This is a genomic window from Chlorogloeopsis sp. ULAP01 (assembly GCF_030381805.1).
Taxonomy (GTDB): Bacteria; Cyanobacteriota; Cyanobacteriia; order Cyanobacteriales; family Nostocaceae; genus Chlorogloeopsis.
This window is the reverse complement of record NZ_JAUDRH010000014.1, coordinates 172400-193421: the sequence shown is the minus strand read 5'-3', so window position 1 is coordinate 193421 and position 21022 is coordinate 172400. Positions and strand designations below refer to the sequence as shown.

Annotated in this window: 22 protein-coding genes; 14 read left to right on the top strand and 8 right to left on the bottom strand. The window is 40.0% G+C overall.

Annotation, left to right across the window (positions count from 1 at the left end):
• Positions 1–180 precede the first annotated feature (180 nt).
• The 13 genes from QUB80_RS25630 (at position 181) to QUB80_RS25570 (ending at position 11857) form a co-directional block, all read left to right on the top strand.
• Complete coding sequence (locus tag QUB80_RS25630; protein WP_289792304.1) at positions 181–1158, top strand: methionine ABC transporter ATP-binding protein; 978 nt, start codon at positions 181–183, stop codon at positions 1156–1158.
• Positions 1158–1814: a methionine ABC transporter permease gene (locus QUB80_RS25625; protein WP_289792303.1), complete on the top strand. Its 657-nt coding sequence runs from the start codon at positions 1158–1160 to the stop codon at positions 1812–1814. Before QUB80_RS25630 ends, QUB80_RS25625 begins: the two co-directional genes overlap by 1 nt.
• 77 nt (positions 1815–1891) lie before the next feature.
• A complete protein-coding gene (locus QUB80_RS25620) occupies positions 1892–2749 on the top strand; it encodes a MetQ/NlpA family ABC transporter substrate-binding protein (protein ID WP_289792302.1) in 858 nt (285 codons plus the stop codon).
• Positions 2750–2769: 20 nt separating this feature from the next.
• Positions 2770–3630: a MetQ/NlpA family ABC transporter substrate-binding protein gene (locus tag QUB80_RS25615; protein ID WP_289792301.1), complete on the top strand. Its 861-nt coding sequence runs from the start codon at positions 2770–2772 to the stop codon at positions 3628–3630.
• 216 nt (positions 3631–3846) lie between these two features.
• Positions 3847–4920: an aliphatic sulfonate ABC transporter substrate-binding protein gene (locus QUB80_RS25610; RefSeq protein WP_289792300.1), complete on the top strand. Its 1074-nt coding sequence runs from the start codon at positions 3847–3849 to the stop codon at positions 4918–4920.
• Between the two features lie 136 nt (positions 4921–5056).
• Positions 5057–6166 (top strand): LLM class flavin-dependent oxidoreductase, encoded by a 1110-nt coding sequence (locus tag QUB80_RS25605; RefSeq protein ID WP_289792299.1) that lies wholly within the window; start codon positions 5057–5059, stop codon positions 6164–6166.
• A gap of 91 nt (positions 6167–6257) precedes the next feature.
• Positions 6258–6911, top strand: coding sequence for a cysteine dioxygenase family protein (locus QUB80_RS25600; protein ID WP_289792298.1), 654 nt, complete (start codon positions 6258–6260; stop codon positions 6909–6911).
• 5 nt (positions 6912–6916) lie between these two features.
• Complete coding sequence (locus tag QUB80_RS25595; RefSeq protein ID WP_289792297.1) at positions 6917–7678, top strand: class II aldolase/adducin family protein; 762 nt, start codon at positions 6917–6919, stop codon at positions 7676–7678.
• 222 nt (positions 7679–7900) lie between these two features.
• Positions 7901–8773, top strand: a complete 873-nt coding sequence (locus QUB80_RS25590; protein ID WP_289792296.1) for an ABC transporter substrate-binding protein — start codon at positions 7901–7903, stop codon at positions 8771–8773.
• A gap of 21 nt (positions 8774–8794) precedes the next feature.
• Entirely contained in the window at positions 8795–9991 is a 1197-nt protein-coding gene (locus QUB80_RS25585; protein WP_289792295.1) for an acyl-CoA dehydrogenase family protein, read from the top strand.
• A 63-nt stretch (positions 9992–10054) separates the two neighbouring features.
• The gene (locus QUB80_RS25580; RefSeq protein WP_289792294.1) at positions 10055–10300 is read left to right on the top strand and encodes a hypothetical protein; all 246 of its coding nucleotides are present in this window, start codon (positions 10055–10057) and stop codon (positions 10298–10300) included.
• A gap of 55 nt (positions 10301–10355) precedes the next feature.
• Complete coding sequence (locus QUB80_RS25575) at positions 10356–11120, top strand: sulfite exporter TauE/SafE family protein (RefSeq protein ID WP_289792293.1); 765 nt, start codon at positions 10356–10358, stop codon at positions 11118–11120.
• A gap of 218 nt (positions 11121–11338) precedes the next feature.
• On the top strand, positions 11339–11857 hold the full coding sequence (locus QUB80_RS25570; protein WP_289792292.1) for an MgtC/SapB family protein: 519 nt from the start codon (positions 11339–11341) through the stop codon (positions 11855–11857).
• 447 nt (positions 11858–12304) lie between these two features.
• Here QUB80_RS25570 and QUB80_RS25565 read toward each other — a convergent pair whose 3' ends face one another.
• The 5 genes from QUB80_RS25565 to QUB80_RS25545 all read right to left on the bottom strand — a co-directional run bounded on the left by QUB80_RS25565 (position 12305) and on the right by QUB80_RS25545 (position 16678).
• Positions 12305–12736, bottom strand: a complete 432-nt coding sequence (locus QUB80_RS25565; RefSeq protein ID WP_289792291.1) for an RrF2 family transcriptional regulator — start codon at positions 12734–12736, stop codon at positions 12305–12307.
• A 324-nt stretch (positions 12737–13060) separates the two neighbouring features.
• Positions 13061–13495 carry a protein tyrosine phosphatase family protein gene (locus QUB80_RS25560; RefSeq protein ID WP_289792290.1) on the bottom strand — a complete coding sequence of 145 codons (435 nt, stop codon included), beginning with the start codon at positions 13493–13495 and terminating at the stop codon, positions 13061–13063.
• Between the two features lie 94 nt (positions 13496–13589).
• Positions 13590–14261 carry a glutathione S-transferase family protein gene (locus QUB80_RS25555; RefSeq protein ID WP_289792289.1) on the bottom strand — a complete coding sequence of 224 codons (672 nt, stop codon included), beginning with the start codon at positions 14259–14261 and terminating at the stop codon, positions 13590–13592.
• 107 nt (positions 14262–14368) lie between these two features.
• Entirely contained in the window at positions 14369–15493 is a 1125-nt protein-coding gene (locus QUB80_RS25550) for an aryl-sulfate sulfotransferase (RefSeq protein ID WP_289792288.1), read from the bottom strand.
• Positions 15494–16138: 645 nt separating this feature from the next.
• Positions 16139–16678, bottom strand: a complete 540-nt coding sequence (locus tag QUB80_RS25545) for a DUF2808 domain-containing protein (RefSeq protein WP_289792287.1) — start codon at positions 16676–16678, stop codon at positions 16139–16141.
• A 985-nt stretch (positions 16679–17663) separates the two neighbouring features.
• Here QUB80_RS25545 and QUB80_RS25540 point away from each other — a divergent pair.
• Positions 17664–18095 (top strand): four-helix bundle copper-binding protein, encoded by a 432-nt coding sequence (locus QUB80_RS25540; protein ID WP_289792286.1) that lies wholly within the window; start codon positions 17664–17666, stop codon positions 18093–18095.
• Positions 18096–18121: 26 nt separating this feature from the next.
• Here the strand turns inward: QUB80_RS25540 and QUB80_RS25535 are convergent, their stop codons facing one another.
• The 3 genes from QUB80_RS25535 to QUB80_RS25525 form a co-directional block, all read right to left on the bottom strand.
• Positions 18122–18676 carry a cupin domain-containing protein gene (locus QUB80_RS25535; protein WP_289792285.1) on the bottom strand — a complete coding sequence of 185 codons (555 nt, stop codon included), beginning with the start codon at positions 18674–18676 and terminating at the stop codon, positions 18122–18124.
• Between the two features lie 168 nt (positions 18677–18844).
• Complete coding sequence (locus QUB80_RS25530; RefSeq protein ID WP_289792284.1) at positions 18845–19444, bottom strand: thioredoxin family protein; 600 nt, start codon at positions 19442–19444, stop codon at positions 18845–18847.
• A 54-nt stretch (positions 19445–19498) separates the two neighbouring features.
• Complete coding sequence (locus QUB80_RS25525) at positions 19499–20875, bottom strand: LLM class flavin-dependent oxidoreductase (protein WP_289792283.1); 1377 nt, start codon at positions 20873–20875, stop codon at positions 19499–19501.
• Positions 20876–21022 lie beyond the last annotated feature (147 nt).

The following is a 21022-nucleotide window of genomic DNA, read 5'->3' as shown; positions in this document are numbered from 1 at the left end:
TCTTCGTGTTCTTTGTGTCTTTGTGGTTTAATAATTCTTTTCTAACCACCCAGACACGAATGTAAAAATAGATTCCGAAATTCTAAATTTGTTAGATTTTTAATTCATCTTAAATATAATTACTCCATATTTTTGATTTGAACTTCCTAAAAAAGTCTGTGTTTATGGAGAAGCTCATTAATGATTGAATTTATTAATGTACATAAAATATATCACCAAAGTGAGCAAAAAGTAGTAGCTTTAGATGGCGTGAATCTTCATGTCAAACTAGGCGAAATATTTGGTGTTCTAGGACAAAGTGGAGCAGGTAAAAGTACTTTAATTCGCTGTGTCAATCAGTTAGAAAAGCCAACATCAGGTTTTGTCAAAGTCAACGGTGAAGAGATGACAAAACTTTCTGGTGCGGCTTTGCGTCAAGCACGCCAGCGTATTGGCATGATTTTTCAACACTTTAATTTACTTAGTTCTAGAACTGTAGCAGAAAACATCGCTTTTCCCCTAGAAGTTATGGGTTATAGCAAATTAAAACGCAAAGCAAAAGTAGAAGAATTACTGGCGTTAGTGGGTTTGGAAGGTAAAGCAAATGCCTATCCAGCGCAACTTTCTGGTGGACAAGAGCAACGAGTTGGTATTGCCAGGGCGCTAGCGGGGGAACCTAAAGTATTACTCTCAGATGAAGCTACCTCAGCCCTTGATCCCCAAACTACCCGCTCAATTCTAGAACTATTGCGCGATCTCAATAAACGCATGGGACTGACAATTTTGCTGATTACTCATGAAATGGGTGTAGTCAAGCAAATCTGCGATAGTGTGGCGATCCTCCATGCTGGCAAGATTGTGGAACAGGGACGTGTTAGCGATCTAGCAGCGCAACCTGATTCATTGTTAGCTCAGGAGTTTTTTCCCCGTTGTAAAGGCTATGCACCACGTTCTGGGGCTGTTTTGGCAACGGTGGCATTTGCTGGCGATGTGGCGAGAAATGCGATATTTACTACCTTGGCACGTCGTTTTGATGTGGATGTGAATATCCTCAATGGTAGCGTCGAAACTGTAGGCGATCGCCGTGTTGGTCAATTTCAAGTCGAACTTGCGGGAACCAAGGTAATACAAGCACTGGAATACCTACACAAATCAGAGTATGCTGTCGAGGTACATTAATGCAAGGATGGGAATTGCTTGATAGTTTGTGGCAAGCAACACTGGAAACTTTTTACATGGTGGGAATTTCAGCTGTTGTGGCTGTAGTTTTGGGTCTACCTTTGGGTTTATTGTTGGTAATGACTAGTCCTAGCAACGTTCTCTACTCTCCCAAACTCAACCAGGTACTAAGTGCAATAGTCAATACTGGACGCTCTTTCCCCTTTATTATTTTACTAGTTGTCCTCACGCCGCTAACCCGATTCATAGTTGGTACTTCTATCGGTAGTACCGCCGCCCTTGTTCCTTTGACTTTGGCAGCGATTCCCTTTTTTGCCCGCATCGCTGAGACTAGTATTCTCGAAGTAGATAAGGGATTAGTAGAAGCAGCAGAAGCTATGGGCTGCAACTATTGGCAAATTATTCTCAAAGTTCTCATTCCAGAAGCATTACCTTCCATCGTTTTAGGTATCACAATTTTAATTGTCAGTCTCCTCAATTCTTCCGCTATGGCTGGGGCTGTTGGTGGTGGTGGCTTGGGTAATTTAGCTATTCAATATGGCTATCAACGTTTTGATGTCGGAGTTATGTTTACCACGATTGTAGTGCTGATTTTTCTAGTGCAATTTATCCAGCTTTTAGGCGATTTGATAGCACGACAGTTCAGAAAAAAATAATCTTTTTTAGCGTTTTTAAAGGCGGATCAGCTTGTTTTTTATTTTAATAGATAATTTAAAAATATTGGAATTTACTTATGAATGATTACCATAATTTAGCTCCTTTAACAAAAACAGGTCGTCGTTTTGTTCTAACATCAGGAAGCATACTTATTGCATCAATCATCTTTGCTGGTTGTAGCCGAATTTCAGGAACAGTATCCCCAAATAGCCAAGACGATATCATTAAAGTCGGAGTCACTGGCATAGTTTCTGAAGATATCTTGAAGTTTATTAATAATAATCTTGCCAGTCAAGAAAATTTAAAAATCGAGATTGTAAAATTTAACGATTGGATACAGCCAAATACAGCATTAAGAGACAAATTAATTGATGCTAATTTTTTTCAACATAAGCCTTTCATGAATAATGCTATTCAGGAAACTAAGATTAATTTATTAGCATTAAATCCGATTTATTTGAATACACTTGGTCTTTTTTCCAAGCAGTTCAAATCAGTGAATGAAATTCCCCAGAATGCTACTGTGACAATTGCCAACGATGTCATCAATAACAACCGAGGACTAAGGTTATTAACAGCTAATGGACTAATTCAGTTAAAAGAAAATGCTGGAGAATTTGTTACCCAAAGAGATATTGCTGCTAATCCTAGAAATCTGCAAATCAAAGAAGTAGAAGGTGTACAAGTCGTCCGAGCTATTAATGATGTAGATTTCATTGTATCCACCGCTCAAACTGTTGCTTTGGCAGGAATAGAACCTAATTCGATGGGAGCAGAAACAGCTAAGGACAAAAAATATGCTCTAGCATTAGTGACATTACAGGGTAGAGAAAATGAAGCGAAAATTCAAAAATTAAATAAACTGCTCGTTCATCCCCAAGTCAAAGATTTTATTAATCAAGAATATAAAGGAAGAATTCTACCTGTTTTTTAGATTTAGGAATTAAGATTAAAATGAAACGTCGATTTTTACTAATCGCTGTAAGCTCATTTACAGCATCTATTGTTTTTTCTGGATGTAACAATAATCAAAATCAAACATCTGGTAATTCTACTACAAATATAACTGCTTCTCCAGTCCAAAATAATCAACAAAAAGAAGTGATTAAAGTTGGTGTATGGGCAGTTATTTCTGAAGATATTTTAAGGTATGTCAAAGATAATCTGGCGGCAAATGAAGGTTTAGATATCCAGATAGTCAAATTTAATGATTGGATACAGCCAAATACAGCACTTCGAGATGGGGAAATAGATGCTAACTATTTTCAACATAGCCCTTTTATGAAGAATGCTTCTAAACAACTTAATCTAAATTTGGTCATGCTCAATCCTGGCTTTTTAACACCACTTGGCATTTATTCCAAACGGTTTAAATCTCTGAGTGAAGTACCGCAAAAGGCAACGATCGCAATCTACCAAGACAGAAGTAATGGCGATCGCTCTCTAAGATTACTTGCAGACCAAGGTTTAATCAAGCTCAAGGACAATGTGGGAGAACTCGCCACAGTTCAAGATGTTGCTGCAAATCCGAAAAACCTACAATTTCGGGAGTTAGACGGGCCTGCAATTGTGCGATCGCTCGATGATGTAGATTTGGCTGTATTCTCTGCTGGTTTGCGTTTGCAAGCTGGATTACAACTACAACCTCTAGTCCAGGAAACATTAGCTCAAAAACATTATGCTGTGGGACTAGTCACCTTGCAAGCAAAAGAAAACGATCCAAAAATTCAAAAGCTGAATAGACTGCTAGTTGATAGCAGAGTCAAAGATTTTATCAATCAAAAATATCAAGGTGCTGTCTTAGCTGTTTTTTAGGGTTAAAAAAATAATACCTAATACCCCGTACCCAAAGGATAGTTCAGTTATTCAGAAATAAAGAAATATTGACTTGATTTTTGTTGTCAATCAAAAAATGGTATGCTTAATTTTGCTATCTACTGTAAATTGATAGATTTATAGTAGATTAATGTGAATACAAAAATATGGCTGCTGTTTCAACTCCTAACAATTCAGATGAAGGAGTAAATTGTGGTGAATTATATAAAACAGCACAGCTTTCGGTACAAACAAGTGCAACCTGCTAAAAGAACTTTTCTGGTTGTGGCGTGTATTGGTTTCGTAGTATCTGGTTGCAATCAACAAACGACAGTCAATGGTGCTGCTAACTCATCGAATTCTGCTTCAAAAGCTCTAAGTAGCAATCAAACGACACAAAAAACTAACTTGATTCGCTTAGGATACCAAAGAGGCGGGATTATTCCGATCGCACGTCAGCGCGGCGAGTTAGAACGTCAGCTATTAACTCAAAATATTAAAGTTGAGTGGAACGGAGCATTTGACCGTTGTGCAACCCTTCTGGCTGCTCTGAATGGAAATCGAGCAGATATTGGTGGGTGTGGTGATATTCCTTCCATCTCCGGAATAGCTGCTGGACAGCCTCTTTGTATTGGCTCTGTACAGCGCCCTAAACCAGATGCTTTGGGTAATGCCATTCTAGTTCGCGGTGATTCTTCCATCCGTAAGCCTGCTGATTTAGTTGGTAAAAAAGTAGCAGTTAATCAAGGAGGCGCAGGTGAGTATCTGCTATTGAAAGTTTTAGAAAAAGAAAATATTCCCAAACAAAAAGTTCAGCGAGTTTATCTCTCGCCAAATGATGCTGCACCGGCTCTCTATCAAGGTTCTGTTGATGCTTGGGCAGTTTGGGAACCTTATATTTCCATCGCTGAACTAGAGCATAAAGCTCGGAGAATCACTACAACACATCCTGCTCCTACTTACGGCATTATGGTTGTCCGCACTGATGCCGCCAAAGAAAATCCTCTAGCAGTAAAAGCTGCCCTGACAGCTTTGAGCCAGGATGGTGAATGGCTTAATCAGCATACTGACGCTGCCGCAGATTTTATGGTCAAAGAGCTAAAAGTTTCTGATGCTGTAGCCAAGCAAGCGACTAAAAATCGAGGCCCGGAGTCTTATGCTTTTCCTAATGCTGAAGATATCGCCAATCTCCAAAAAACTGCCGACTGGTTACTAGAGCAAAAAATTATTCCCCAACGAGTAGATATTGCTGCGGCAGTGTGTCCGTTGGAAACTACTGCTGCGAGGTAATAAACTGGGCGTTGTTCCTACGGGTAGGTTTAAAAGATAAATTATCAGTTTTAACGGCAAAATTATTAGCAAAACCCGCCCCTACCAACCACTAACCACTCACAACTAACTAATAAATTGGAGCGACATTTCAGATATGCCTGTGGAATTTATCGGCATGATTGGGACGCGAGAAGCGTCAGAATTAAATGGCCCTACCGTATCCCTAACGGGAGGAAGCGTAGATCCAGAATATGTTCGCAAATTTGCGAAAGTCCATGAAGATGGTGGCTTTGACCGAGTGCTAGTCGGTTATAGTTCTACTGGGCCTGATGGTTTCAGTGTAGTCAGTTATGCGGCTTCGGTGACAGAACAACTCAAGTTTTTACTAGCACATAGACCAGGGTTTGTAACTCCTACTCTCGCCGCACGTAAGCTGGCAACTCTAGATCACTTTACTAATGGTCGTGTTGCTGTTCATATCATCACTGGTGGTAGCGATGCTGAACAACAGCAGGATGGTGATTGGCTCGATCACGATACGCGCTATCGTCGCACGGATGAATATCTCGATATTTTGCGGCAAGTATGGACAAGTGAGGAACCCTTCGATTATGAAGGTGAGTTTTACCGACTTAAAGGAGCATATTCGGAGGTAAAACCGTTACAAAAACCGCATATTCCAATATATTTTGGTGGTGCTTCTGGTGCTGCTGTTGGTGTAGGCGCGAAACACAGCAATGTATACGCCTTTTGGGGTGAACCGCTAGCAGCTATTAAACAACGCATTGCCGAAGTCAAAGCCGCAGCACCACCAGGAGTTGAGTTACGGTTTAGTATTTCCTTACGTCCGATTTTGGCTGAGACGGAAGAAAAAGCGTGGGAAAAGGCGCGTTATATTCTCTCGCGTATCAAAGAAACCCGTGCTCAGGCGGGAATTCAACTACTACCTGGTACTTCCGCAAAACCCCAAGCCGTTGGTTCATTGCGGTTACTAGAGTTTGCAAAAGAAAGTGAAATTCACGACAAACGTTTATGGACACCGATCGCTGCTGTGACGGGAGCCTATGGTAATACTACTGCCTTAGTAGGAACTCCAGAACAAGTGGCAGAATCGTTGGTTGATTATTACAAAGCTGGCGTAACAACACTATTGATTCGCGGTTTTGATCCGGTAGAAGATGCGATCGCCTACGGTCGAGATGTGATTCCGTTGGTACGTCAACAAGTGCAACGACTAGAACAACAAACATTAACCGTCGCCTAAAATTAAAAACCGCAAATGCCGAAAATATAAAGAAAAGGGGAGAATGCGTAAGCCTTAATCCATAGTTTTTGCATCCATAACCTAAAATCCTATGCCTTACACAAATGTTCTTGAAATTTTAGAAGCAGATCAATGGTTTATTGATAGTCCTGACTTACATGAGTTTGTTGCTATTGCTAAAGAAATTATCTCTAGCACGACTCATAACCACACAGAAACTCTCAATACCCTTGAACCCCATTTCGCTGCACTATTAAAGAAACAGAATTGGCTACCAGAGCATTTCGCCCAAGCAAATCTTGATAGTGGTTTGGGGGGAGGTATCGGACAATGGTTGCTCTATCGTTCTCAGGATCGTTCACTTACTATCTTTAGTTTGGTGATTCCCCCTCATTCGGTCACCCCTGTACATGACCATTTATCTTGGGGACTTGTGGGTTTATATAAAGGCAAACAAGAAGAAACTGTCTATCGTCGCGTGGATAGCGGTGAGTTAGAAGGACGTGCTCAGTTAGAGATTGTTGGTGTTTATCCAGTCAAAAGCGGTGACATTTATCGTTTGTTACCTCCTGAAGGAGATATCCACTCTGTAAGAGCTATCACAGTATTTACTCCTTCTATCTCAATTCATGTCATGGGCAATGATATTGGTAGCATTTGGCGAAACCAGTATAACCCAGAACAACGAACTGTGCAGTTGTTTCGCTCTGGATATGCCAACGCACCTGTTAGCAAACAAAAGTAAAAATCATGCCGAAATTTGATAGACCTCAACCACCTGTTTTTGAACGAGTTGAAGAAGAACGCCTTTACCGCCAACAACGCCTAGCAGCTGCATTTCGTGTGTTTGCTCGTTTTGGTTTCAGTGAAGGAACAGCAGGTCATATTACTGCCCGCGATCCAGAATTTACTGACCATTTTTGGGTAAATCCATTTGGCAAGTACTTTGGTCATATCCGCGTTTCTGACCTGATTTTGGTAGATAGAGAAGGGGAAGTTGTCAAAGGAGATGCGCCTGTAAACCGCGCTGCTTTCGCTATTCATTCCCAGGTACATGAAGCACGACCAGATATCGTTGCAGCTGCACACGCCCATTCCCTTCACGGTAAAACTTGGTCAAGTCTTGGTCGCCTTCTTGAGCCGTTAACTCAAGATGCTTGTGCTTTTTATCAAGATCATGCCCTGTTTGATGACTACAAAGGTGTGGTTTTAGATACGTCGGAAGGGAAAAGAATTGCTGAAACTTTAGGTAACAAGAAAGCTGTCATCCTCAAAAATCATGGCTTTTTGACAGTAGGACGCACAGTAGATGAAGCAGCTTGGTGGTATGTAAGTTTCGAGCGTTCAGCTCAAGCACAACTGTTAGCGGAAGCAGCAGGAAAACCCATCCCTGTTGATCGCGACATTGCTACTTTAACCCATAGCCAAGTAGGAACACACTCTGGCGGCTGGTTTAGCTTTCAACCGCTCTACGACAGAATTGTACGGGAAGAGCCGGATTTATTGGAATAGTCATTGGTCATTAGCTTTCCCCTACTCTCCTTATCCCCCTGTCCTCTATCCCTAAAAATCAACGTGTCTATCAAGTGGCTACAGCTGAATTTTCTTTTACCTGTGGGTTGCTTATCGATAGCAACAGTAGCTTGCTCACAGGTAAAATCTACCAGCCCTACAACTAACACTGATAATTCTAGTCAAAATACTATAGCAGTATCAAATAACACTGAGCTACGGGTGGCAAAGTACAAAGGTGGATGGGACTTAGATTTAAAGTTAGCCGAACTGGATAATTTCCCTTACAAAATTCAGTTTACTGAGTTTACGGGGGGTAATCTGATGGTACAAGCAATTAATGCTGGTGCGATCGACCTCGCCTCGGCTAGTGAAATTCCACCCATTTTTGCCATCGAATCTAAGGCATCTGTAAAAATTATTGCTACTAGGAAAGGGCCTACTGTTGGTCAAGTTGTACTTGTACCCAAGAATTCAACCGCAAAAACGATCGCCGATCTTAAAGGTAAGAAGGTGGGTTACGTTAAAGCCACAACTGCCCACTACTTCTTGATTAAGATGCTGGAAAAAGTCGGGTTAACGATGAAGGATATGACTGCGGTTCCTTTGTCGATACCTGATGGACTTTCTGCTTTTCGTAAGGGCGATCTTGATGCTTGGGCTACCTACGGTTACTCTATCCCGCAAGCAAAAAAAGAAGGAGCACGGGTGCTTGAGTCTGCAAAAGATATTTTGAGCGGTAACTTTGTGATTATCGCTGCTCCCAATGCGATCGCCGATCCCGAAAAGAAAATTGCGATCGCTGATTTCCTCTGTCGTCTGCAAAAGTCCCAAGCTTGGCGGGAAAGCAATCTCAAACAATGGTCAAAGAGTTATGCAACTGCTATCAATGTTGATGAAAGCATCGTTTACGAGGATGCCCAAGAAGGACAACAACAGCGCCGCCAACAGTTGCTTCCTGTCTCTGATGAAGCTATTAATTCTCAGCAAAAAGTGGCTGATACCTTTTTCAAAGCGGGTGTCATTCCAGCAAAAGTTAATGTCAAACAACTTTGGGATAGTACTTTCAACGAAGATATCGCTAAATGCAATTAGAAAGCAGGAGTAAACAGTCAAATGTCAAAATCACCTGTTTTAGAAGCATCTGCTACCACAACAGCACAGTCTTTCTCCGATCTATTTGCATTGGTTGAATCCCTAGCAGATGACTTTGCCACTCGCGCTGCTGCTCATGATCGCGATGGTTCGTTTCCTTTTGAAAATTTTCAGGCACTCCATCAAGCACAACTGTTAAGTCTAACTATCCCAGTGGCATTTGGCGGTCAAGGTGTAGGGTATGCTACGGCTTGTCGGGTGATTGAAAAGATAGCAAGTGGTGATGCTTCTACTGCCTTAGTACTAACAATGCACTACTTACAACATGTCAACGCTGCCCGAACTCGGCGCTGGCATCCGGCTGTTTACGAAAGGCTATGTCAAGAATCAGTACAAGGTATTGCTTTACTCAATGCTGCACGTGTGGAGCCGGAATTAGGTACACCTGCTAGAGGTGGATTACCTGCAACGATCGCCAAACATACACCTGATGGTTGGCTAATCACTGGTCATAAACAATACACTACAGGAAGTCCAATTCTGTGTTATTTCGTAGTTTGGGCGCGGACAGATGACAACGATCCCCAAGTGGGCAGTTTTCTTGTGCCTCGCAATCTCCCTGGTGTCAAGATTGTAGAAACTTGGGATCATTTAGGGATGAGGGCAACAGGTAGCCACGATTTAATTTTAGAAGATGTCTGCATACCAACAGAGTATGCCTTAGATGTCCGTCCCCTCAAAGCTTGGTCATCGCCCGATCCGTTAATGCTAGCGGGTGGCAGTTTATTTTTGAGTGCATTGTATCAAGGGGTAGCGACAGCAGCGCGAGATTGGTTAGTTAAGTATTTAAATGAGCGATCGCCCACTAATTTAGGTGCAAGTCTGGCAACTTTACCCCACTTTCAAACATCTGTTGGTGAAATTGAAGCATTACTATACACCAATGATCGCCTAATCTACACTCTGGCTGCTGACATTGACAAAGGTGAACACAATCCAAATGTTCATTTGCAAGCACAAACGGTTAAATATGTGGCTACAAACAATGCCATTCGTGCAGTAGAAATCGGTTTGGAACTAATTGGTAATCCAGGTTTATCTCACAAAAATCCTCTAGAAAGACATTATCGAGATGTTCTTTGTAGTCGTATCCATACACCACAAAGGGATGTGATTTGTTTGTCTTTAGGAAAAGCTGCGTTGGAAATTACAAATTAAAAATTAAATTTCAAATTCAAAGTTTTATTTTTAGAAGATTCACTGTCTTAAAAGGGTGAAAATATGTTTCATGGAAAAATTGAAAAAGAATTGCTCGATGGAGAACCTTGGTTACCTGTTCAGCAGAGTAAATTACCACTTCATCTTCAATTATTAGTAGAAAAAAAGCAGGGAAGAAAAGATGTCTGGGAGTTGCCGAATCTAGAATCTGAGGATGCTGCAAATAAAAAGTTCACAAGTTCAGAACTCATACAGAAACATCCCAAATTTTCATTTTTTAGATTCTTTCGGAGATTATTTTTTAACTAACTTTTGAAAGTTACACAAGACTTTTTTGAATTTTTTTAATATTGAAATACTGAGCATGACACTTGCACAAGCTGGTTTTCTTCTCACTACTGCTATTATCGGTGGGGCATTGACTGCTATAGCTGGTGGCGGTGGCTTTGTTTTGTTCCCTGCACTGATTTTTGCAGGTTTGCCTTCTATTAATGCCAATGCTACAGCGACGGTAGCAGGATGGTTGGGATGTGGCGTTAGTCTTGCTGCTTATCGAGATGAATTGAGCGCACAACGACGGATATCTGTTGTACTAGGCAGTATCAGCCTTATCGGTGCGACTGTTGGTGCTGTTTTGTTAATTTACACCCCGACAGTTGCCTTTGATCGTCTCGTACCTTACCTTTTACTGTTCTCAACTTTACTATTTGCTGGCGGCGGTAAGATTACGAGTTGGTTACATTCTCATTTGGGGGAGTTAAATCAAGCTTCTTGGCGATCGCTCATCATCGCCTCATTCATCCAATTTTTTATTGCCGTTTATGGGGGATTTTACGGTGCAGGTGTCGCGATTTTGATATTGGCAGCACTGGAAATGCTGGGCATGAAAGATATTCACAAGATGAATGCTTTGAAAATGCTGCTGATGACTTGCATGAGTAGTTTCGCTGTGATTACTTTTGCGATCGCTGGTGTGATCGTGTGGCAACCAGCAATTTTGATGATGTTAGGGACAATTATTGGTGGTTATGGTGGCGCATATTACGCCCGAAGGTTAAAGCAGCATTTAATCAAGCATTTTGTGATTGTGGTGGGTTTTTTGATGACTTGCTACTTTTTTATACGTTGATAATCAAGCTTGTGGAGTAATTTCAGCGAATAGCATTGAGCGATCGCTTACGCACTCAAATGTCGCACATCGGATATCAAAATAGTATATTTTAATACTATAAAAAATCTATCTATATTTATAACAAATTTTGCTTGTTAACCTAAACTTAAACTAAGGTTAATCTATCGGAGTTACGGATATTTAACTTTACATCCACAATTGCAGGGTTATGGGCAATGAATGTCATGTTCCTTACTTCTAATGATTGGTTGCATATAGGATTTAGACTGGGACTGGCAATGATAGTAGGTTGCCTAATAGGACTGAACAGAGAGCGTAAGGGTAGATCAGCGGGAATGAGAACTTTTATGCTAGTTAGCATGGGTGCAGCGCTATTTGTGATGATTCCACTCCAAGCTGAGGGAGATAGTCCCTATGCTGCAACTAATGCACTCAGTCGCACTATCCAGGGAGTAACTACAGGAGTTGGTTTTTTAGGAGCTGGGTTGATTTTACAACAGTCTTCCCCACCATCATCAGAAGCACCTAAAGTACGCGGATTAACTACCGCAGCTTCAATATGGATAGCAGCAGCATTAGGAGCAGCGATTGGCTGTGGTTTATGGCAAATGGGTATTATGGGAGGTTTGCTGACTTTAGTGACGTTAAGTGGTGTAAAGCGTTTGAGAAAGTCAGTTGCTTCGGTTAAAAATCAACAGTCAGCAGCATTAATTTCTGAAGATACGGAAGATTAAGTTTTGATGTTTAAAATATTGATTCAACAAAATAAGACTTGATTTTTGCTGTCATCTATGAAAAAATCTCTATATTAAGTAGAAAACACAGTTTACTTATCAATTTAATGTACTTTGATAATATCCCAATACCAAATAATGAAATAACTACCTTTTAAACTACAAGAGTATTTACATCTTTCTATTGATATCCTCAGCAATGACACTGAATAAATCTGCCGACATCGGTAGAACATAGAAGCATAACTGTGCAATTGCTTTGACCTGGATAGACCAATGTTTTGTGTAATAAAACTTGAAAAATTCTGCTCCAAAATCAATAATTTTGGATGGTGTAGTTTTTCAAAGTTAAAGTATGGATGTTGATTGCAAACTACGTCATTAATCTTTTGTATTAACAAATGATTAATGGCTATTTTTTTGAACACTATTAAGTTTAGTGTTAACCTAGATATAATACATTAATTGCGTTTGACTTTGATTTTCTTGCCGTTCACGCAGATCTTGTAGAGTATATTGTTGTAAAACAGAATTAACTGCTTGATATGCTTCTAAGCAAAAACTTTGAACAACTTTTTTACCTATGCTTTGATTGGTAGTAAAAGCAGCAATTCCTGAACCTCCTTCAATACAGTTAAAAGCATCTAAAAGCGTAATTTCACTAGGTTCTCGCGTGAGGATATAGCCACCTTTGGAGCCACGTGTGCTTTGAATTAAACCTCCTTTTCTCAATGTTGCCAATATTTGTTCTAAATAGCGGCTAGGAATATTCTGAAGTTCTGCTATTTGGCGGATGTGTAAATACTCACCTTTAGGATAAGCAGTTGCTAATTCTAAAAGAGCTAAAAGTGTATATTCATACTTGCTGGAAAATTGCACGGAAATTCATGCTCTTACTTATCATTTATGAGTATTAAGTAATGAGGCTGATTTAGTCTGAATAAAACTAAATTTAATATCCCATTACAAATCGCGATCACAATTTGATTTAACTCTAGAGACTTTGAAGGATAAAAACAAATATTTTTTCTTCTTATTTTAATAAATAAAAGTGATTTTGCAAATTAAAAACCTACACCGTATATCTGAACGGTGCAGGTAGCTAACTGCATGACAACTTTTGGCTTAGGTGCTTAGAACTTAGATGCGATCGCTTTACTGATGACTATGTTGTAACAAAAGCTTCCCATACTGTGTTTGACTCTAAATCTTGGTTTGCTTTTGTTGGAGGAATTGCTGTAGGTGGGGTTGTTCTAACTTGAGGTTAAGTTCTTCAGCCTTTTGCTGGATTTGTTCAAGACTCCAGCCTTCATTAGTTGCTGTGGCAATTAAGGCGATCGCGCTTGCTCTTGCACCAGCTGCACAGTGAACTAAAATTGGCTTGGGCAAGTTCTCGATTTCCTGAATTGCTTGATTAACTGATTCTTGATTCGCTTCCGCAGCACTTAAAGGTATATTGGCATAATCGAGTCCAGCTGCTTTTGCTTGTTCCTGTTCATCATTGTCAAAACCATTCTCTGCTGGTGAACGCAAATTTAATACTGACTTAAATCCTGCTTGTGCTGCCTGCTGTAAATCTTCAGGAGAAACTTGTCCAGTTGAACTAAAGTTTTCACTAACTTTCTTGATGTTTGTCATAAGAATACTCTATTTTGTTTTTGATTGATTCCATTTGTAGGTAGGTTATTTTTAACTTTTGTATGGAAAATCAGTCCGACGAGATCGAGCTTTTTTAGTTTACACTAGCAGGAGCAGATGCAAATCTAGCGTAGCGTTCTAAATAAAATTCTTTAGGGTTAGCGATCGCCTTTACTGACTCCCGTTGACTGACTGCATTCCACCAGTTTTTTATGCGAGTAAACTCCGACGGAAATTTAAACCCTCGATATTCCTCAATCACAGCCCAACGCTCAAACCAAGGATAAAAAGTTAAATCAACCAAACTGACAGATTTTCCAAACCAGTAAGGCCCATTTTGAGATAATTTACTTAACCCTTCAGATTCAATAAATTGCAAATGGTTGTATAGTTCCTGCGCGGCTTGCTTCTGTTGTTCTGTATCCAAAGAACGCAAAAGGTTAGAGAAAGTAGGTACAAACCGGGTATTTGCAAAGTCAACCCAAATTCGTGCTTGCGCTCTAGCTATGGGGTTTTGAGGTAATAACTGTGGATGAGGAAAAACCTCCTCCAAATATTCATTAATAATTGCAGATTCCCAGACTTTTTCCTGGCCATGTTTAATTGCAGGTACTTTTCCGTAGGGTGAGATTTCTATAAAATTGGCAGGCTTATTCTGTAAGTCAATCTCAATTAAATCAAACGTAATACCTTTTTCTAAAAGTGCTAGACGTGTTCTATGAGCATAAGGGCAAACAACTGCACTGTAGATTGTAATTTCAGTCATCTTTATATTTCCTGTTATTTATAAGTCTCATGTAAATCATGTTTTGGTGTTGTGACATCTTTACATGAGATGATATATTTGCTACTTACTAGCAATTCAAAATCTAATTAAAGCCAAGCGATTTGTTCAGGTGCATAACGAAAAGCCCTAAACACAGAATTTTGCTCTCCACGTGCTACAAATGCAGATTCCCCAGGAGCATTTTGATTTCCAAAATAGGGATTTACGTATTCCCAAACAATTTCACCTTCTGTTGTAACTTCAAATATTCTTCCATAAGCACCCTCTGTAATTAAAGTATTGCCATTAGGTAGGCGTTGCGCTCCCGATATATACGCACTAAAAAAATTATGTGGTGGATTATCAACATATTCCCAAACAATTTCTTTTGTCTGCCGATTTACTTCAATCACACGGGAAAAATTCAAAGCTGTATTATGACGATGAGCACCATTATCAAAAATCAATAAATTCCCATTTGGTAACTCATTAGGAAAATGTTGCTGTGCCAGAACATCATGTCCTAACTTCCAAAGAACTTCCCCAGTTTTTCTATCAACAATTACTACTGTAGAAATATTGCGAAAACTTAGCACTATATTGCCATCAGCTAACTCTCCAACCGTGTTACCATGTGACCATTCATGGCGTTCATCTTGCGCAGTAATAATATCTGTTTCAGTGTCGAGATGCTCGTAGGCGTGCCAAGTCCAAATAATTTCACCTTGGGAAGTTACTTCATAAACTACATCTGCATAAATATCGCTATCTAACTCTGTACTTGGAACTCCACCTTTAATTTTAGGAACTAAAGACTGGGGTACTTTTTCAATTGCTAGTATAATTGTGTTGCCATTACTGAGGCGGCGAGCATCATGATGATGATCTGGATGTTTGTATTCCCAAAGTATTTTTCCTTGTTTGTCTACTTCTAAAACCACTCCACCTTTAAATAAAGACCATTTTGGAAAACGTGGTGGATTTTCTGGCGTTTTACCATTATAAAATAAATTCCCATTAGGTAATAAATAGCCATATAATCCAGGAGGGTAAGGTAATTGCCATTGATGTACAATCTCACCTTCTAAGTTAACTAAATATACTTCTCCATTACCTGTTAAGGGAGTAAACAATGTATACCCATTAAAAGCTTTTTCGGGGTTATAAGCTTTTAAGCCAGTACCCCGACGGCGAATTGTATTTTGCTCAACCAATCTTGTCGCTACAGTCATAGTTAATCTTACCTCTTAGGAATCAAAAAGGAACAGAGTTGGGGAAATAGAGCGTTTGGGATAGTGATTTAAACCTCAACCAAAACTTATAAATTGTATAAGATGTGGTTTGAGAAACTTATAGGGGAACAGATAAATTAAAACAACTATTTTTCAAAAAAATAGACTGAGCTAGTCAGCTTATTCAGATACAGATTTATAAATATATTATTTCAATTATCGACTTTTCATCTTTCAAATATTTAGTCACTTTGCTGACTAAGTTACTGTCGATATTTTTGAGTATAAAAATACAATTTATCTGCCTATATTTATCAGATTATAAGCACAGCATAATGAAAACAAGTCAGAATAAAAAATTTTATTCTTGACTTGTTGATTATAAAATACGGTAAACTGATAGATGAACAGTATTTTAGGAGCAGAACTTGATTATTACATATGTAGATATAGATAGCAAGTTTTTGAGAAAAATTTGGATACTGAGTACTTTGTTATATCAACTATACAGATTTTGTAGTCAGCAATTTCTAACTTTTTTAGGACTAAATTCCTCAGAGTACGAATATATAGAAATAAAAAATAAAATAGCCCCTAATGTAGGGCTAGTAAAAAAATACACTTTAGTAAGTCGAAGAATGTCAATTATTCATTGGTAGCAATGCCGTAGAATTGTAGGCGGGCAGTTCCAATTACATAATTGTCCGTCTGTTTTCCTGTAGGTAGAGTCTGCACTTGGAAAAGGTATACACCTTCATAGTTAGGATTGCGTAAAGGTTTCAATCCAATGGTGATTGTTTTACCGGGTGCGACTGGTTGATCGAAGGTAATGGTGGCAGTTCGTTGTTGGCGATCGCTTTTAGCAAGTGTGATTCCTAATTTTTGTCCTCGGCGATCGCGTGTTCCTTCAAAGGCGGTACTATTTCTTTCATCGAAGCCAATCGCTTCCAAACCACGTATTTGGGTAACAGTAACTTGTTGCAAGGGTACAGAAGCCGACTCCGCCGGTACTGTTAGGGTGAAATAATAAGTCGCTTCCCTAACACTGGTTTGATTGTAGGTTGTCTCCGCAGACAGCAAACGTGGTGCTTGTGCTGAGACTAAAGAATTGGTGGCAGGAACATAAAGTAAACAAATTCCTGTGCCAACCAATAAGGTTTTACACAGAGATAAAATGCGTTTCATGTTAGTCGGAGATGGATATTTATACACAAAATTTATGTTGGAAATTTCCCAACATAAAATGTTGAATTGGCAGCTGAATTTATGCCCAAAAACTAATTTTTCCATAGCCATGACAATATAAAACAACTCAAATTTCAAATGGCGTGAAACTTGAATTATTTATATTTACAGTGACTATGTCACTTCAATCAGTTGCTGTGGACATCTATGTTCTAACGTAACTTATTAATTTTAGCAATTTTATATGCGTGAAAAATCTATATATTATCCTCTGAAAATGCCACTATTTCGATGTGCTTAGAGGACTTTACCTTGTTTTGAATGGCTTCAAATTCAAACAAATATTCCTAATCAAAGATAAGATAAATCTAATCTTTGTCTAGAAAGCTGATAAACTTATAGGAGTTAATAATATATAACTTCAGAAAATAATGACAGCAAAGGGCAGAAATCAAATGTTCTTACTACTTTGGATAGACTATTGTAATCAGAACATCGTCTCTGAGTAGTCTTGTACCTGTGTTTAGAGCCAGCTTCAGATGTATTTACTTCGGGATGCGATCGCTTGTTATCCCGCTTTAGTAGGGAGCATTCCAAATGTACACAGTTACTACAATGCCGGGAAGCTGTCTTTGGCTCTGATAAGTCATAGAAACATGACATTAGTAATCATGAAAGAAATTTAAGTTATAAGTTCGCTCTAAACCGATAGTTATTTTTACTCATAGAATCATCCGCCAGACTTATTAATCTCCCATACAAAAGTGGGGTTTTATATCCATCGATTTGTAATAATTACAGAAAATAATAGCTTCTAATAGCTCTTGCCAAGGTGGAAATAGGATTAAATTTGCAGTAAATCTATCGCTTTAGTGTTCTTGAAAATCCAGCCTGTGTAAAGCTAATTGACTTTCTTAAACTGAAGCAATACTGTACGAATTAACAGGCTACACTACAAAATATATAGATATAAAAGGATGCTCTTATGATTACTGAATCTACAATCACCGAACTGGAAGTTTGCAGAAAAGCTTGCACAGACTGTTACAAAATTTGTATAGAAATATTAAATTACTGCAAGATTCAAGGTGGCAAATACATCGATATGACAATGGTATCGATGATACGTGATTGTGCAGAAATGTGCATGATGTGCATCAACACAATCGATGATGGCTCTGAGTTTATGGGACGCATCTGTGCGCTTTGTGCAGAAATGTGCGATCGCGCTGCTATGGTTTGCGAACAGATGAGCGATGATGCCAAAATGATGGAGTGTGCTGCTGCTTGCCGCAAGTGCGCCGAATACTGCTATCAGATGGGATTGCAGTCTGCTTTTTACTTCCGCAGATCCAGCTTAGTCAATGAGGAGTCATTGCTGTATAGCTGCGACACAAATAATTGGGATGTACTCTAAGCTGAGAGTTCCTTTTTATCGTTACATTAGCACTCGTTTCTAAGAAAATCCTGAAATCTCGTGCCTGTGTATTCAGGTATCCACCCATCAGCTGAAGTGAAGTAACGCAAAGCTTTCACGTGCAAGGATGCGGCAGGACTAAACCAATGCTCAACTTCGGCGGGGATGTAGATATAGTCATGCGCTTGAACTAGTAGTTGGACTTGATTACCTTCTGGTTGCACAAACCCAAACATTGCTTCTCCAGCCAGTATGTAGAGTGCTTCCGCATCTTTATGAGTGTGGTAGCGGCTGTAGGCTGCTGCTAGGGTATAAAGATTTGGTGAACCTGGATGCAAAACTAACAGGTCATAAAAATGATAATCGACTTTTTGTTTGAGAACCTCAAAGTCATTTTCGTATAAATGCAAAATTCGTTGTTTTTCTTGCTGACTCAGAATATCCTGGGCGAGCAATTCTGGAGAGCGAAGTGATTTTCCTAAATCTTGATGCTCAATTTGGATATTTAGAGTAGCGAGTTCGCGCTGAATATCGCTAAGATGACTGAGGATTTGACCGTTTTCAAGCTTGAGGATAGACATTGTTGGAGTCTCAACGGGTTGAATGGGATTTTAGCTATACCTTAAATACAACTAAATTCCGCTCAGAAAGCAGTAGTTTACTTTTTATATTGTGACACTAACTGCGATCTTCTCACTCCAACAAACCAAAAATTTTAAAAAGGGTGTGCTGAGGTAGCATTCACCAAATTAAGCAGTAACAGCAGGAGATTTGTAATACACAGGTTCATTTCCTGGTTTCCATTTGATGTTGCAACCAATACTCGGCTTTTGCTCCCTGACAATAATGCGATCGCGCAACACATCTTCAATTGCTGCTCGCAAATCACTTCCAGTCACAGGTATACCATTATTAGGACGGCTGTCGTCTAACTGCCCGCGATAAACAAGCTTTCGATTCGCGTCAAAGAGAAAAAAGTCTGGAGTGCAAGCCGCGAAAAAGTTCTTTGCAGTTTTCTGAGTCTCGTCAAAAAGCAGAGGATAGGATAAATCCAACTCTTGTACGAAGTCTTTAAGAGATTCAGGTGCATCATCAGGATGGGTGTTATGATCGTTGGCGCTAATTGCAATTATCCCAAGATTGCGATCGCGATAATCTTCTCCCAATTTTGCCAATTCAAATTTGATGTGCTGCACAAAAGGACAATGACGACTCAAAAATATCACTAGTAAGGCTTTTTTGCTCGCAAATGTAGAGAGTGAAATCGTTTCACCTGAAACCACGTTTGGTAAAAGAAAATTGGGTGCTAAAGTACCTAATGGTAACATTGTTGAAGGCGTTAATGGCATAAAATAAAACTCCCTTAATGTTTAAATTAAGTATTTTTGCTGAAATAAATGAAATTATGCGGAGGAACCAACAGCTAAAGGCTCAGGGGAAGTTGCAGCTGTGCTAAATCTGTTAACAGGACGGGGTAATCCAAGATTCTCGCGCAGGGTTTGCCCTTCGTACTCTGTCCGGAACAATCCTCGGCGTTGCAATTCGGGGATCACCAGTTCTACAAATTCATCCAAACCACCAGGCAAATAAGGCGGCATAATATTGAACCCATCTGCGCCACCATTCACAAACCAATCCTCTAGTTGATCGGCAATTGTGACAGGTGTTCCTAATATGGTTCTATGTCCCCGCGCCCCCGCGATCGCTAAATATAACTGTCGAATCGTTAAATTATCTCTGCGAGCCAAGTCAGTTAACAGTTGCTGACGACTTTTGCCACCATTAGTTTCTGGTAGTTCCGGTAAAGGCCCGTCTACAGGATACTTAGATAAATCAAATCCGCCGATCATCCCCGCAAGTAAACCCAATCCAACCTGCGGATGAATCAACTCCTGAAGTTGCTCGTATTTATCCTTAGCTTCCTCCTCAGTTCTACCGATGACTGGAAACACTCCCGGCATAATCTTGACATCATCAGGGTTACGCCCGTATTTAGCTACTCTCGCCTTCACACCAGAATAGAATACTTGGGCTTCTTCTAGAGTTTGTTGAGCAGTAAAAATTACCTCTGCTGTTTGAGCGGCTAGTTCTTGACCATCTTCAGAAGATCCAGCTTGAATAATTACCGGATATCCTTGAGGTGGACGAGCTACATTAAGCGGCCCACGTACCGAGAAATGCTTACCTTTGTGATTGGGAATGTGCATTTTGTCAGGCTCGAAGAAAATACCTGACTCTTTGTCTCTTACAAAAGCATCATCTTCCCAACTATCCCAAAGCTTAGTCACAACCTCCACAAACTCTTTAGCACGTTCATAACGAAGTGTATGCTCCATGTGCTTTTCTCGATTGAAGTTGTATGCTTCAGTTTCGGTTGCAGAAGTGACGAGATTCCAGCCAGCACGTCCACCACTGAGATAATCTAAGGAAGCAAACTTACGGGCAAGATGATAAGGTTCATTGTATGTGGTCGAGACTGTCGCTGTTAATCCGATGCGATCCGTTACCACAGACAAAGCTGACAGCAAAGTTAACGGTTCAAAGTGGACAGTTACCGAACGACTCAAAGCCTCAGTTCCTTGACCTCGTTGGCGAACAGCTACACCATCAGCAAAGAAAATCATGTCAAATTTTCCCCGTTCTGCTGTCTGGGCGATCTGCCGAAAATGCTCAAAGTTGAGACCGCCGTCCGCTTGCGCATCCGGGTGTCGCCACGCCGCAACGTGATGACCAGAACTCATCAAGAATGCACCCAGTCTTAGTTGCCTTTTCGTACTCATCTATATTCCTTTCCTCTGTTTAGAAGCATCCACTAGCGGCAAATATTATCCTTTATACTTTGTAGATGAAACAAAAACCCCTTTCCTTCTGCCCCTCCGAAGTTTGGATCGGAGGAAGCCTCCGCTCCAACTTCTCTCTGCCTTCTC

What these genes read in the sequence shown, in the direction of transcription:
- QUB80_RS25630 (WP_289792304.1), top strand. Translation starts at nt 181, where the DNA reads ATGATTGAATTTATTAATGTACATAAAATATATCACCAAAGTGAGCAA.
- QUB80_RS25625 (WP_289792303.1), top strand. Translation starts at nt 1,158, where the DNA reads ATGCAAGGATGGGAATTGCTTGATAGTTTGTGGCAAGCAACACTGGAA.
- QUB80_RS25620 (WP_289792302.1), top strand. Translation starts at nt 1,892, where the DNA reads ATGAATGATTACCATAATTTAGCTCCTTTAACAAAAACAGGTCGTCGT.
- QUB80_RS25615 (WP_289792301.1), top strand. Translation starts at nt 2,770, where the DNA reads ATGAAACGTCGATTTTTACTAATCGCTGTAAGCTCATTTACAGCATCT.
- QUB80_RS25605 (WP_289792299.1), top strand. Translation starts at nt 5,057, where the DNA reads ATGCCTGTGGAATTTATCGGCATGATTGGGACGCGAGAAGCGTCAGAA.
- QUB80_RS25600 (WP_289792298.1), top strand. Translation starts at nt 6,258, where the DNA reads ATGCCTTACACAAATGTTCTTGAAATTTTAGAAGCAGATCAATGGTTT.
- QUB80_RS25595 (WP_289792297.1), top strand. Translation starts at nt 6,917, where the DNA reads ATGCCGAAATTTGATAGACCTCAACCACCTGTTTTTGAACGAGTTGAA.
- QUB80_RS25585 (WP_289792295.1), top strand. Translation starts at nt 8,795, where the DNA reads ATGTCAAAATCACCTGTTTTAGAAGCATCTGCTACCACAACAGCACAG.
- QUB80_RS25580 (WP_289792294.1), top strand. Translation starts at nt 10,055, where the DNA reads ATGTTTCATGGAAAAATTGAAAAAGAATTGCTCGATGGAGAACCTTGG.
- QUB80_RS25575 (WP_289792293.1), top strand. Translation starts at nt 10,356, where the DNA reads ATGACACTTGCACAAGCTGGTTTTCTTCTCACTACTGCTATTATCGGT.
- QUB80_RS25570 (WP_289792292.1), top strand. Translation starts at nt 11,339, where the DNA reads ATGAATGTCATGTTCCTTACTTCTAATGATTGGTTGCATATAGGATTT.
- QUB80_RS25560 (WP_289792290.1), bottom strand. Translation starts at nt 13,495, where the DNA reads ATGACAAACATCAAGAAAGTTAGTGAAAACTTTAGTTCAACTGGACAA.
- QUB80_RS25555 (WP_289792289.1), bottom strand. Translation starts at nt 14,261, where the DNA reads ATGACTGAAATTACAATCTACAGTGCAGTTGTTTGCCCTTATGCTCAT.
- QUB80_RS25550 (WP_289792288.1), bottom strand. Translation starts at nt 15,493, where the DNA reads ATGACTGTAGCGACAAGATTGGTTGAGCAAAATACAATTCGCCGTCGG.
- QUB80_RS25545 (WP_289792287.1), bottom strand. Translation starts at nt 16,678, where the DNA reads ATGAAACGCATTTTATCTCTGTGTAAAACCTTATTGGTTGGCACAGGA.
- QUB80_RS25540 (WP_289792286.1), top strand. Translation starts at nt 17,664, where the DNA reads ATGATTACTGAATCTACAATCACCGAACTGGAAGTTTGCAGAAAAGCT.
- QUB80_RS25535 (WP_289792285.1), bottom strand. Translation starts at nt 18,676, where the DNA reads ATGTCTATCCTCAAGCTTGAAAACGGTCAAATCCTCAGTCATCTTAGC.
- QUB80_RS25530 (WP_289792284.1), bottom strand. Translation starts at nt 19,444, where the DNA reads ATGCCATTAACGCCTTCAACAATGTTACCATTAGGTACTTTAGCACCC.
- QUB80_RS25525 (WP_289792283.1), bottom strand. Translation starts at nt 20,875, where the DNA reads ATGAGTACGAAAAGGCAACTAAGACTGGGTGCATTCTTGATGAGTTCT.